Origin of the sequence: Paenibacillus curdlanolyticus YK9 (assembly GCF_000179615.1) — a bacterium.
GTDB lineage: Bacteria > Bacillota > Bacilli > Paenibacillales > Paenibacillaceae > Paenibacillus_T > Paenibacillus_T curdlanolyticus.
The window spans coordinates 265,725-278,843 of sequence record NZ_AEDD01000004.1; the positions used below are offsets into that span (position 1 = coordinate 265,725).

Here is a 13,119-nt window from a genome sequence, read left to right on the forward strand (position 1 = left end):
CACGAGGGAGCCATTTTGTGATTCATCGCTTAACGTACAGGAGGCTTTGCCGGCACCGGCTTCAATGCCGGAGTCGACTCCTTCTTCGTTAATCCGTAGCCGAAGTCGAACAGGATTTGATCCTCGTCCAAATTTCGTTTGCCCGGCGCAATCGGTTTGTACGATTCGGCATAGAACGGCCATCGAATCGGCAGCTTGCCCGTGAAATCGCGTTTTCCGAACAGAACATCCGCGACGCCAGCGCCCTCCGTGCCCGGAAGCCACGCCTCGACTAAGCCTGCCCAGTCGTTCATCTGCTCGGTAATGATCAATGGACGGCCTGACACCAAGACGACGACGGTCGGCACGCCCGATGCCTTCACATTCGCCAGCGTCGCCAGATCCACATCGCTCAGCTTTAGCCCGTTCAAATTATCGCCGTGCATCTCAGCATACGGCTGCTCGCCAATGACGACGATGGCCACATCATGGCCTGCCGCGCCGCGTCCCTCCTTATCGTATGTGACGGTCTTCCCATCGCCGACAACCTCCTTTATGCCCTGCAAAATCGTCGTTCCCGGCGTCGTATTGCCTGGGGAGCCCTGCCATGTAATCGACCAGCCGCCGAGCTGCAGGCCGATGTCATCCGCACTTTTGCCTGCGACGAAAATCTTGTTCATATCCGCAAGTCGGGAGAGAATCGGCGATCCGTTCACGTTATCGTTCTTCAGCAGCACCAGCGATTCCGATACCGCTTGGCGCGCAAGCGCCTTATGCGCGTCGGAGGCAAACGTGCTTGCGAGCGCAGGATCGGTCTTGGGATGCTCGAACACGCCGGATTCGAATTTGACGCGCAGGATGCGCCTGACCGCATCGTCAATCCGTTCCTGTGAAATCTCGCCTGTGGCCGCCAGATCCTTCAAATGCACAATCGTTTCACGCCAAATTTCCGGCATCATCAGCATATCGACGCCTGCATTAACCGCCGTGCGGATCTGGTCGCGAAGGCCGCTGACCGGATTTCCGTCCCAATCCTTCGTAATTTGCTGGACGCCGTTATAATCCGAAACGACGAAGCCCGTAAAACCGAGCTGGCCGGGGCCATGGCCTTTAAGCGCATCCGTCAGCAGCCGCTTGTTCGCATGCATTTTCAACCCTTGAATGCTGGTGTAAGAAACCATAACGGTCCGAACGCCTGCTTTAACGGCCGCCTTGTACATCGGGAGATTAATGTCCAGCACCTGCTGCTCCGTCAGCGTCGTAATATCGCCTTGATTCGCGCCGTTGTCCGTCAAGCCTTCGCCGATATAGTGCTTCGCGGTTGCAACGGATTTGTTGGACTTGGCCAAATCCTGAATCGCAGCGCCCTGCATCCCTTTAATGAAGGCCGCGCCCATCTGGGCGACCAGCGCCTCGTTATCGCTAAACCCTTCATAGGTACGGCCCCATTTTGCATTTTGCGGGTCCGCAATCATTGGCGCGAACGCCCAATTTGTGCCGGAAGCTTTAACTTCCTCTGCCGTTGCCGCACCGATTTGCTCGACTAGCCCCGTATTCCTCGTCGCCCCCAGCCCGATATTATGCGGATAAAAGGTTGCGCCAACGATATTGCTTTGCCCATGGACAGCATCTACGCCGTATAAGAGCGGAATGCCGAGCCTCGTGGAAAGCGCAGCGTCCTGATAGTCGTCCACCATAGCTGCCCACTTCTCTCGGGTGCTATCCGATTGCTTATCATTGGGGAATGAGCCGCCTCCGGACAAAACAGAGCCTAGCAAATAGGTCTTTACATCCTTCGGCGTCACCCATGCCCGCTCGGCCTGCACCATCTGGCCGATTTTCTCATCCAGCGTCATTTGTCCGAGCAAATCGTTTACGCGCGCTTCAATCGATTGCGTCGTGTCCTGATAGACCGACCAGCTTCTTGATGCCTCGGCAGCTGCTTGCCTAGGCACTATGTTAAGATATGCGCTAATACTCGCAATCAACAAAATAGCTGCAGCCACCGCGGTGACTATCCTTTTGCTCATCATGCACCCCCATAACCAGCTTATCCCAATATAATATTGCCATTAAGCATGTGAATATGTGATACGCGAAAAACCCGCTTCCCCAGCGTGCCGGGAAAGCAGGTTGATCATGTCGAGGCCGTCTATATCTGCATCAGTAATTATTGTGCTGATTCGTCCAAGTATGGACTGGCGTCCAGCCAAGCAGCTGCTTCGCCCGCTCGTTGCTGACGACCGCTTGGCGGCCATCCAAGCCCGCGCGCCGATCCGCTGCCTCTGGGAAAAACTGCGTGAGCAGCCGTGTCGTCTCCCAGTCGCTGAGCGTGTCATCGGCGGTAATGTTCAAGCAGTGTGCCCCCAGCGCCTTTGTTTCCAATGCGGCAATCGTCGCGCTCACCGCGTCGCGGATGTCGATGTAGCTCCACAGGTTACGCGTGTAGCTCTCGGGGCGGCTCGTCGCCAATCCCTTATATTCGTTAACGCCGACGATCATCGAATAGCGCAGCGAAACGATGCTCGTACTGCCGCTGCGTCTAGCGAACATTGCAGCCGTCTGCTCGTTCACGATCTTCGATAAGCCGTAGCATTCCTGCGGCTGCTGCGGATGGTCTTCGTCGACAGGCACATAATCCGGCGCGAAAGGCGCGGGCGCCCAGGCAAACCCGTAAGAGGATTCGCTTGAGCCCAGCACGACCTTCTCGATGCCGAGAATGGATGCCGCCTCCAGAATGTGATACGTGCTCACTGTATTATTGGCGAAAATCGTCGCGTTCGGATGGCCGAGCGGCGCGGGAATCGCCCCCAGATGAATGACGGCATCCGCGCCATGCAGCGCACCGACGACTTGGCCAAAATCGTTCAAGTCCACTTTGATCTGGTGAAAGCCCGGCTGGTCCGACCGCACGGTATCGAGCGATACGACCTCATAGCCCAGCCGCTGCAGCTCTGAAATGAGCTGTTTGCCAAGCTTTCCGCTGCCGCCGGTAACGGCGATATTTTTGATTGGCATGGTGCATGCTCCTCTCTAGCAACTAAGGGCGAACCAGCGTCCCGTCCGCCTTGCGGTCGAGCGAATACGGCGAATGATACGTCTTCCGGTTCCACCCGTCCCCGACGAGCAGCTCCGCCTTCTCCTCATCCAGCTCAATGCCGAGCCCCGGCTTGTCGGACGGATACAAATAGCCGCCTTTACGCACGACGTGACCCGGGAATGCCTCCAGCTCAGCGGGCCTGAAGTGATTCACTTCCTGAATGCCGAAGTTCCATACCGACATGTCCAGATGGACGGCTGCCGCCTGATTGACCGGATCGTTCTCGCCGCCCTCCTGCCAAGCGGTCCGGACGCCGAACGCTTCGCATAACGAAGCGATTTTGCGGCATGCTGTAATGCCTCCCGCCTTGGACACGCGTACCCGAATAAAATCGATCAGCCGCTCCTGCACGAGACTGAGCCATTCCTGGCTGTTCACGAACAGCTCGCCGACCGCCTGCGGGGTCGCGCTCTGCTGGCGAAGCTGGCGATACCAGCCGATCTGCTCAGGGGCCAGCACATCCTCCAGGAAGAACAGATTGTACGGCTCAAGCCGCTTTGCCAGCTGGATCGCCGTAATTGGCGACAAATGCTCATGCACGTCATGCGTGAACGCAACATCAGAGCCGAATGCGACACGCAGCTCCTCGAACATGCGCGGAATTGCGTTCAAGTACGACTGCTCGTCGAACACCGGCCCTTTGGTCCACGCGTTCTCCGGCAAATTAGCCCGCTCGTTCGGGATAAAGCCCCCGCCGCCGTAGCCGCCCAGTTGGGCGCGTATAACGGTATAGCCCTCCTCTAAATAATGGCTAATATCCTCCTTGAGCTCTGCGATGTCCGAGCCGCCTGCGTGTCCATAGCACGGCACAGCCGCGCGGCTCGCGCCGCCGAGCAATTGATAGACGGGCATGCCCGCCATTTTTCCTTTTATATCCCATAACGCCATATCGATGCCGCCGATCGCGGTCTGCAGCATCGCGCCGTTGCGCCAGTAGCTGCTTAAGTTCATCGTGTGCCACAAATCTTCGATATTCGCCGCATCCCTGCCGATAAGCTGGGGAGCGAGCATCTGCTCGATAATCGCGATGACAGCTTCCGGATTGTACATATCCGAAGCCGAGCCAATGCCGTATAAACCGTCTTGATCCGTCGTCACCTTCACAATCGTCCATGTGCCGTTCGTTCTCGTGCGAATGCATCGAATGCCTGTTATTTTGGCCACGTCTAAGCCCTCCTCTTGCGGTGTCGTGTCCATTGTAAGGGAATCAGCGCATGCGCTTAATGAGACATTATTAAACTTTCCACCGCATTATTGGCTTGTTCCCGCTCACCCGATGCCGACGCTTCGCGAATGCGTTAGACTGGCGTTGTAAGCGCGATTCAGAATGGCTGATAAGCGCGCCATGACGATGATGAAGAGAACCAATGAGGAGGAATTACGCAATGGCTGAGCCTACGTTATCTACTGCCTTGTATCGCAATCCCGAAGCGCCAATCGACGATCGGGTCCACGATTTGCTTACGCGCATGACGCTGCAGGAGAAGGTCCGGCAGCTTGACCAATATTTCGGGACGTCGTTCGTCAGCGCGACCCACCCGCACATGATTACCGTAATGGCCGAGGACGCGACGGTCGACTGGGACAAGGTCAAATCGGTCATCGGCGAGGACGGCATTGGCTGCATTCACGACCTGTACGGGACGGCGGACATGAACAACACCCTCCAGCGTTATGCTGTTGAGGAAACCCGCCTCGGCATTCCGATCCTGTTCAGCGAGGAGGCGCTTCACGGCCTGCTGCGCCCGGGCATGACGGTCTATCCGCATGCTATCGCAATGGCATCGACATGGAATCCCGAGCTGGTGAAGCAAATCGGACGCGATATCGCTGCCGAAACGAGAAGCTTGGGCATCCATGAATCGTTCGGCCCCGTACTCGACCTGGCCCGCGATCCAAGATGGGGCCGCGTCGAGGAAACCTTCGGCGAGGATACGCATCTGGCGAGCCGCATGGGCGTCGCGATGGTGCAAGGGCTTCAGGGCGATTCGCTCGATGCAACGGACAGCATTATTGCCGAGCCGAAGCATTTTGCCGTACACGGCATACCGGAATCAGGATTAAACCACTCACCTGTCTCCATCGGCGCGAACGATATTCGCACGTATCATCTGCCTGTATTTGAAGCTGCTTATAAGGAAGGCGGAGCAATCAACGCGATGTGCGCCTACCACGCGATGGACGGCGTCCCGTGCGCATCCGACTATGATTTGCTGACGGGCATCCTGCGGGACGAGTGGCAAATGCCAGGCTTTGTGCGGTCCGATCTCGGCGCCATCGCCCGACTTGAGCATGCGCACGGCACAGCAGACTCGGACAAGGAAGCCATCCGGCAGGCGCTCGTGGCAGGCGTCGACATGCAATATTACGACTACCCGCATGATGTCTATCAGAACGCCATCGTAGAGATGGTGCAAAGCGGCGAGCTGCTGGAGGAGACACTCGACTTGGCAGTCATTCGCGTGCTGAAGGTGAAATTCATGCTCGGCTTGTTCGAGAAGCCTTACGCCGTTCCTGGGCTGTCGGAGCGTGTCGTACGCAGCGAAGAGCATCTTCAAACCGCGCTCCAGGCGGCTCGCGAAGCGATCTGCCTGCTGCAAAATGAGGGCAGCCTGCTTCCGCTCCGCAAGGAAATCGGCACGATTGCCGTGATTGGACCAAGCGCGGATAAAGCGCGGCTCGGCGATTATACGCCATACATCGAAGGCTTTCAGCCGTCGACGGTGCTGCAGGGCATCGCGCAAGCGGTCTCTTCGCAAACCCGCGTCCTGCATGCGAAAGGAACGGGTATTCTCGACGGGGAGCTGGAGCCGATCCCGATGGGGAGCTTCCGCGAACCGAATGGCGGCGAAGGGTTGAAAGGCGAATATTTCAACAATGAGACGTTGGAAGGTGAGCCGGCGCTCGTCCGGAATGACCCGCATATCCACTTCAACTGGGCGATCACCAAAGCCGATCAGCAGTTGAAATCGTACGGCTTCTCCGTCCGCTGGACCGGCAAGCTTGTACCGCAGATGAGCTTCTCCGGCTATATTGGCACGGTCACGCAGGACAGCATGCGGCTATGGCTCGACGGTGAACTGCTCGTGGACGGCTGGGGCAAGGACAAGCGCGCGAGCGTTAGCGTGCCGATCGAGCTGCAAAGCGGACGCGAATACGATCTTCGCGTCGAGTACGTGAAGGATATGAACGGCGTCGACATTACGCTCGGCTGGAGCCGTGACGAGGAAGGCATTCAGGAGGCGGTCGAGCTGGCGCGGCAAGCGGATGTTGCCATCATCGCGCTCGGCGATTCCGAGCGGACATGCGGCGAAGGCGTCGACCGCTCCAGCCTTGATTTGCCGGGCAATCAGCTCCGGCTGCTGAAGGCGATTCACGAGACAGGCACGCCAGTCGTGCTCGTGCTCCAGAACGGGCGGCCCATTACGCTCGATTGGGAATCGCAGCATATTCCCGCTATCGTCGAGGTCTGGTACGGCGGCGAGCGCGCGGGCGAAGCAATCGCGGAGGTGCTGTTCGGCGACTACAACCCGGCGGGACGACTCCCGATCTCATTCCCGCGGACGATTGGCCAAATTCCGGTCTGCTACAATAAGCGCCGCGGCGGCCAGAAGCATTACGTCGGCGGAGACAACAAGCCGCTGTATGCATTCGGCCACGGGCTGAGCTATACGACATTCCGCTATGCGAATCTGCGTGTGGACAAAAGCGTCATCGCCCCTGACGAGAGCGTAGTCGTGACGATGGACGTCACCAACGATGGGAACGTTGCTGGCGACGAGGTCGTGCAGCTGTATGTCGTCGATCCGGTCGCTTCTGTCGCGATGCCGGAGAAGCAGCTGCGGCATTTTGCCCGCATTGCGCTGCAGCCGGGCGAGACGCGCACCGTCTCGTTCACGGTTACGCCTCGCGACTTGGCGCTGGTGAATAAGCAGCTGGCATGGGTCGTCGAGCTAGGCGAGTTTACGCTGCAGGTTGGACCGAGTTCAGATCAAGTCGCGCTGGAGGCGCGGATTACGGTGGCTTAGGTTAGGTCAATTTGGGCTCGCCTATGAGCGATTAATCAATAAAACAGCGGCAGCCCAAGACACGAAGAATGCATCTTGGGCTACCGCTTTGTTGTTCAATAATGAAGCGAGGATTTATTTTTTTGCAGCAATCTCCTCTTCCAGCATGCGAATGATTGCGTCATAGTCTTCTACTGTTGGCGTCAAGCTCTCATCGATGATATTTGTATACCCATCCTCGATCTGCTTTTGCCAATAACGTGCTAGCTCAAGCGGTGTGAAGCCGTTTCTTTCTGTTAGTTCGGGGTCAGCACCTTTCTCCAGCAGAAAGGCTACAGCGTCTGGTCGGCCTGCCGTTATCGCTGATGTCAGCAGCGTGCTTCCATGCCATTCTTGCGAATAATAGTTAATGTCCATTCCGTATTTCAAAAACAACTCATACAGAGGAATAGAGCCATTAGCGAAGACGAACCATTCCGGTCCTGCCGGACCGATCGGCACGGTCGGATCAGCACCTATTGCCAGCAAACGCTCAACCTCTTTCAAATCCTCAAACATGATTGCAGAGAACAATTGATCCTGCTTAGCCGAGAGCACCCAGACGACATCGTATCCGTCGTAAAATTCAACATTGCCGCCGCTTGCATCGCTGACGAATCGAAGCGGTACATACGTAACATTGTTTATGACCGCTGGCGCAAGCGGCATACTTGTTTTCACGCCATTAACAGCTGCGTCGCGTGATCCGACGGTTAGCACGAGCTTTCGTTCATCGTTGCTTGCAGTAATCTGTTTCGTTTGGGCATTCCAGACGGCATGGAGACCAAGCCGCTCGAAAATGGCGCGCATCGGAATCATCGTCGTTCCTGCACGCAAAAATGGCTTCTCGTCCAGCTTAAGCTCCTCGTTGTCAATTACAATGCTGTAGCTTGGATGCTTTAGCTCGTCCGCAGCGACAGATACGGATACGGCTGGCCTTACAATAATAAATAAGAGCAAGATGACCATTATTCTCTTCATTAGAGTTCCCCGTTCTTTGACTATCATTTTATTGGGCATAAAACGCTTTAATCAGCTGCAAAAAGTCATTCATTCTAGCTTGAAACGCTGCCTCATTAGTAAATCCATTAAATATATTGGGTTCTACGACCCCCGTTCCGCTAGGCAATTCTCTATAAATTTCATATGTATCCATTTGACGTTGATGATGCGTGATGTCCATATTCAGCATCAATTGATCATGCTTAAACCGAATTAGATCTTCTCCTTCGACTTGCTGATAGGAAACAATATATCCCGTTCTTAACAAGTCCTCATCGGTGTGTGTACGAACGAAACCAAGCGTTTGCAAAGTCCCATCAACAACCGATGAATATGTATTCTCCGGCTCGAACGACTCTACTTTCCGATTGAGCATATCTAAGATATCTTCTTTATGGCTATTGGAAGAGAGATACTGTGCCAGCTTTTCTCGCAATTCCTTTTCATCATGATAAGATATCGTTCCTAACATTTTATATCCGTACGGCCCTTCAATAATGCTTCTTATCATACCTTTATGATATGCATCCACTTTAAGTCTGAATCGATATCCATCTATTACCCTATGATAATAAAATACGAATTTATACGCTTCATCCTCACAAATAGGACTAAAACTGAGCTCCTCCTCTAATGTCGACCGGAAGCTCTTAGAGATAAGCTGCTTTAAATCTAGCCCTTTTTTATTCGCAATATGATGTAGCCGCATCGCTTCAATCTCGGTATCATTCAAACTCCATAATGAATCATAATTAACTTCCGTAAGATCCCCGACAATTAACATTCGCTGAAAGCCTTGCTCCAAGCCTACTATGCTTAGTTGTGAAGCATCCTGGTTCACAAGGTTCAGGAATTGATCAAATGCCGCCTCATCCAACACAAAATCTCGCATCGCTTCAACCGCTTGAATCTTCGACCGTTTCGGTCGCTCTAGGTCAAGCTTTATACCTGCAAGCTCTTCCCCATTCTGAATCAGCAGAGTCTTCCATATGTAATCATCATGCCATTCTAGCACGAAAACCGCAGCGTTCAACTCCATAGACAGCTTCTGGCCAAACGCGATCAGTGGTTTTCCTAGCAAGTTTGGCACAAGAACATGCCAGTTGCCGCCTTCGCTTATGTAGGTATACAAGTTGAACTTATACTTATTGAGGGCGAGTGTTCCGCTATTCCTCACCAGTAGAACGGAAGTTAGACTGCTCATCTATTATATTCCTCCAATAAAAAACTGACGCCAGAAGTTATAGACGTCAGTTAGTTTCCTAGATGTTGAGTGTCACTCACTAATCTAGTACAGGTCGAAGTGTATAGAGCGTTTTAATCATCTCCAATATTTCGACCATTCTAGCTTGAAACTCGCTTTCATTCGTAAATTCCTTGAATAGCTCACGCGGAGTACTCGATATGGCAGTCAATATATCTGACGGGAACATCCGCCTATTTTGATATACAGCCTGCACTTCGAGTACCATCCCCTTATACACAAAGAGAATCTCATCATCGCCATCAATTTGTTTATACTCGACAGCACCGGTCATCGGACACAGCAAGTCCTTACCTGTGTGGCTGCGAACGAAGCCAAGCTCATGCAAAGCCCTATCTGTCATTCTCAAATAGGTATTTTCAGGATTGAATAGTTCGAGGTTAAAGTTAAGCACCGTATTGATTTTCTCTAAATTCGAGCCGCTCAAATAATTCGAAAGTTGGCCTCGAAGCTCTTTTTCATTCGAATAGAAAATAATGCCCAGTAGCTTATGACCGTATTGCCCCTCCATGTTGCACATTATACGGCCACTTCGACTTCCACGACTGGCATCAATTCGTAATGTAAATTCCCGTTCATCTTCCACTTTAGTGTAATAGTAAATATTCTTACTACCTTCTACTCCGCGAATTGGATCAAATCCCAGCTCTTCCTCTAATGTCGATTGGAAACTCTTCGAGATAAGCTGCTTTAGTTCCAGCCCCTTCCTATTCTCAATATAATGCAGCTGCATCGCTTCAATCTCAGCATCATTCAGACTCCACATTGAATCATAATTGACTCCCGTGAGGTCCCCGGCAATTAACATTCGATGAATGCCTTGCTCCAAGCCTACTATGCTTAGTTGTGAAGCATCCTGGTTCACAAGGTTCAGGAATTGATCAAATGCCGCCTCATCCAACACAAAATCTCGCATCGCTTCAACCGCTTGAATCTTCGACCGTTTCGGTCGCTCTAGGTCAAGCTTTATACCTGCAAGCTCTTCCCCATTCTGAATCAGCAGAGTCTTCCATATGTAATCATCATGCCATTCTAGCACGAATACCGCAGCGTTCAACTCCATAGACAGCTTCTGGCCAAACGCAATCAGTGGTTTTCCTAGCAAGTTTGGCACAAGAACATGCCAGTTGCCGCCTTCGCTTATGTAGGTATACAAGTTGAACTTATACTTATTGAGGGCGAGTGTTCCGCTATTCCTCACTAGTAAAACAGAAGTTAGACTACTCAACGCGTATCCTCCCTATATTCTTTCACTTTCATCATCTTACCATCTCCTAAATATTAAAAAAACTGGAACCTGATAAACACAGGCGCCAGTTCAGATTGTAGAGAAACCCCGCGTCTTAAAAAGTATAGGGTAGATTTTTCTACCCTATTCGCTCTTCGGCGCGGTAGCCGACCCAATAGGGTAGGTTTTTCTACCCTATTCGCTCTTCGGCGCGGCAGCCGACCCAATAGGGTAGATTTTTCTACCCTATTCGCTCTCCGGCGCGGCAGCCGACCCAATAGGGTAGATTTTTCTACCCTATTCGCTCTCCGGCGCGGTAGCCGACCCAATAGGGTAGATTTTTCTACCCTATTCGCTTCGGCTGCAACCTACTGATGCGAAGTCGGATGATTCGTCGTCGCCGGGATTTGGCCGCTGAACATGCGGGCGATGTCGCCCGTCAGTCGCAGGTAGAAGTCCGACGATACAGCCACGCCATCCGCATCAAGCGATAGGAAATATTGATTATTCGGAATCATCGAGCTGTTTTCCGCCGCTTTGGCAATTGCCGTTCCTTCATCATACTCATCGAACATTGCAACATAACTCGTATCGACGCCGATGCTCTTCAGGTTGTACGCCTGACGCCACATGAAGTCGCCGTGCTGGCGTGGAATTTGGTTGCGCGGACCGCCCGTCATATTCGCCCAAGCGAAGCCTGGGAAAATAACCGGCTGGTACGTAATGCCGTTCTGCTTCGTCCAGTCATAGTCCGGCTGCCACTGGTTCACCTTGTAGCTGTCCGCGTCAGCAAGCGTGCCGAATCGGCCGACAAACCAAGGGGACAGCATGTCGAGCGAGCGGTATACGTTCTCGAATCCGGCTTTGGAATCGTTGTTGCCCGTCCGCCAATACGTCGGAACGCCGCCAATGACGTAAATGCCTTGATTTTTGAACCACGAGATCAGCTCCGACGATTCCGCCGCCGTACCCGGACGATCGGTGAAGCCGATGCCCCAAATACAAACGACTGGTTTGCCATCCTGAATCGCATAAGCGCTCGACGACGTTAAGTTCATATTCGCTTTAACGTTAACCGTCCAGTCGTGCTTCACTGCGTTTACCCAGTTGGATGCGTTCATCCCCGTAATGTCGTACATGACATAGAATTTCCGGCCGTAAGCTTCTGCTGCGTTTTTCACTTTAACGGCTACGTTGTCGCGATTCGCCCGCCAGCCGTCGTACGCATCGCTCTCGCTAGCCCCGAACCGTTGGAGCGCCGCTCCGGAAATGTTGTACGTCTGCATCCATTCAAAATGCTTGTTCACCGTCGATTGGTCATACGACGAGAACAGTTTTGCAGGCTGGCCGTTGCCGAGGTTGCCCAAATTCGTCGCATATTGCGTCGTATATTCGCGCATATCCGGGTAAAGCTCGAATTTGATATTCGAATTCGGCGTAGGCGCGCTGTTGTTAGTCGTCCAGTGAATCCAGCCATTGTTCGGCGAACTGTCGCCGGAAGCGTTGAACCATCCTTGGTAGCCTACGATCAGCTTGCCGACGACATCACCGCCGGTCGGATTTCCGCCACCTGTCGACGTGGCGAATTTAAACCAGCGAACGTTAAACAGGCTGCCTGTGCCGCCGACAAACTTCAGATACAGCGTATGCGTTCCGCTGATCGTGTTGACGCTGCAAGTGCGCGTCGTCCACGTCTGCCAGCCGCCCGTGCCCGGTATCGTGCAAGTGCCGGCTAACGTGCCGTTCACGCTATCCAACCGCACCTCGATGCTGCCGCCGCTCGTCGCGCTTGCGGTCCGGACCGAGAACGAGTTCGCGCCGGTGCCGAAATCCAGGTTCGCAAACGATAGATAGTCGCCGTTGTCGATATACCCAACGTTAAGTCCGCCTTCGCTCGACGTTTCCGTTTGAATGCCGGACTGCGTCGTGAACGACGATGCTGCCGTTTCCGTGAGCGCCGACGCAGAACTGCCGCCGAATGAGAACCAACGGATGTTAAACAAATTGCCTGTTCCACCGACAAACTTCAAATACAGCGTATGCGTTCCGCTGATCGCATTGATGCTGCACGTGCGTGTCGTCCATGCCTGCCAGCCGCCTGTAGAAGGCACGGTACAGCTGCCTGCTAGCGTGCCGCTGATGCTGTCCAGCCGAACCTCAATCGTTCCCCCGCTCGCCGCACTCGCAACACGGGCGGAGAAGCTGCTCGCCCCGCTGCCAAAATCGACGTTCGCGAACGACAAATAGTCGCCGTTGTCGATAAACCCGACGTTCAGCCCGCCTTCGCTCGACGCCTCCGTCTGAATGCCGGACTGCGTCGTGAACGACGATGCCGCCGTTTCAGTGAACGCAGAGGCAGCCGAGACGACCCCTGACTTGCCATACAGCTGCGGAAACGCCAGCGTAACGGCAAGCAGCATTGCGATGAGAATCGTGTGCCTTTTCTTGAAGCGTTGAACCGTTTGAACCTTCATCATTTCCATCTCCCCTTTCAAAATAA

8 protein-coding genes are annotated in these 13,119 nt (G+C 53.7%); 1 reads left to right on the forward strand and 7 read right to left on the reverse strand.

Annotated features, from left to right (window positions below; all coding sequences use genetic code 11):
• Positions 1-29 precede the first annotated feature (29 nt).
• From PAECUDRAFT_RS09035 to PAECUDRAFT_RS09045, 3 genes are all read right to left on the reverse strand, one after another.
• On the reverse strand, positions 30-2,009 hold the full coding sequence (locus tag PAECUDRAFT_RS09035; RefSeq protein ID WP_006037827.1) for a glycoside hydrolase family 3 protein: 1,980 nt from the start codon (positions 2,007-2,009) through the stop codon (positions 30-32).
• A 133-nt stretch (positions 2,010-2,142) separates the two neighbouring features.
• A complete protein-coding gene (locus tag PAECUDRAFT_RS09040; protein ID WP_006037828.1) occupies positions 2,143-2,997 on the reverse strand; it encodes an NAD-dependent epimerase/dehydratase family protein in 855 nt (284 codons plus the stop codon).
• Positions 2,998-3,019: 22 nt separating this feature from the next.
• Positions 3,020-4,243: an enolase C-terminal domain-like protein gene (locus PAECUDRAFT_RS09045; RefSeq protein WP_006037829.1), complete on the reverse strand. Its 1,224-nt coding sequence runs from the start codon at positions 4,241-4,243 to the stop codon at positions 3,020-3,022.
• A gap of 221 nt (positions 4,244-4,464) precedes the next feature.
• On the opposite strand from PAECUDRAFT_RS09045, the gene PAECUDRAFT_RS09050 reads away from it, so the two are divergent.
• Complete coding sequence (locus PAECUDRAFT_RS09050) at positions 4,465-7,107, forward strand: beta-glucosidase (RefSeq protein WP_006037830.1); 2,643 nt, start codon at positions 4,465-4,467, stop codon at positions 7,105-7,107.
• A 114-nt stretch (positions 7,108-7,221) separates the two neighbouring features.
• On the opposite strand, the gene PAECUDRAFT_RS09055 is transcribed toward PAECUDRAFT_RS09050, so the two are convergent.
• The 4 genes from PAECUDRAFT_RS09055 to PAECUDRAFT_RS09070 form a co-directional block, all read right to left on the reverse strand.
• On the reverse strand, positions 7,222-8,106 hold the full coding sequence (locus PAECUDRAFT_RS09055) for a copper amine oxidase N-terminal domain-containing protein (RefSeq protein WP_006037831.1): 885 nt from the start codon (positions 8,104-8,106) through the stop codon (positions 7,222-7,224).
• Between the two features lie 28 nt (positions 8,107-8,134).
• Complete coding sequence (locus tag PAECUDRAFT_RS09060; protein WP_006037832.1) at positions 8,135-9,331, reverse strand: hypothetical protein; 1,197 nt, start codon at positions 9,329-9,331, stop codon at positions 8,135-8,137.
• A 79-nt stretch (positions 9,332-9,410) separates the two neighbouring features.
• Positions 9,411-10,619, reverse strand: a complete 1,209-nt coding sequence (locus PAECUDRAFT_RS09065) for a hypothetical protein (protein WP_006037833.1) — start codon at positions 10,617-10,619, stop codon at positions 9,411-9,413.
• A gap of 368 nt (positions 10,620-10,987) precedes the next feature.
• Positions 10,988-13,096 carry a carbohydrate-binding protein gene (locus PAECUDRAFT_RS09070; RefSeq protein WP_233516745.1) on the reverse strand — a complete coding sequence of 703 codons (2,109 nt, stop codon included), beginning with the start codon at positions 13,094-13,096 and terminating at the stop codon, positions 10,988-10,990.
• Between the last annotated feature and the right edge of the window lie 23 nt (positions 13,097-13,119).

What these genes read in the sequence shown, in the direction of transcription:
- PAECUDRAFT_RS09035 (WP_006037827.1), bottom strand. Translation starts at nt 2,009, where the DNA reads ATGAGCAAAAGGATAGTCACCGCGGTGGCTGCAGCTATTTTGTTGATT.
- PAECUDRAFT_RS09040 (WP_006037828.1), bottom strand. Translation starts at nt 2,997, where the DNA reads ATGCCAATCAAAAATATCGCCGTTACCGGCGGCAGCGGAAAGCTTGGC.
- PAECUDRAFT_RS09050 (WP_006037830.1), top strand. Translation starts at nt 4,465, where the DNA reads ATGGCTGAGCCTACGTTATCTACTGCCTTGTATCGCAATCCCGAAGCG.
- PAECUDRAFT_RS09055 (WP_006037831.1), bottom strand. Translation starts at nt 8,106, where the DNA reads ATGAAGAGAATAATGGTCATCTTGCTCTTATTTATTATTGTAAGGCCA.
- PAECUDRAFT_RS09060 (WP_006037832.1), bottom strand. Translation starts at nt 9,331, where the DNA reads ATGAGCAGTCTAACTTCCGTTCTACTGGTGAGGAATAGCGGAACACTC.
- PAECUDRAFT_RS09070 (WP_233516745.1), bottom strand. Translation starts at nt 13,096, where the DNA reads ATGATGAAGGTTCAAACGGTTCAACGCTTCAAGAAAAGGCACACGATT.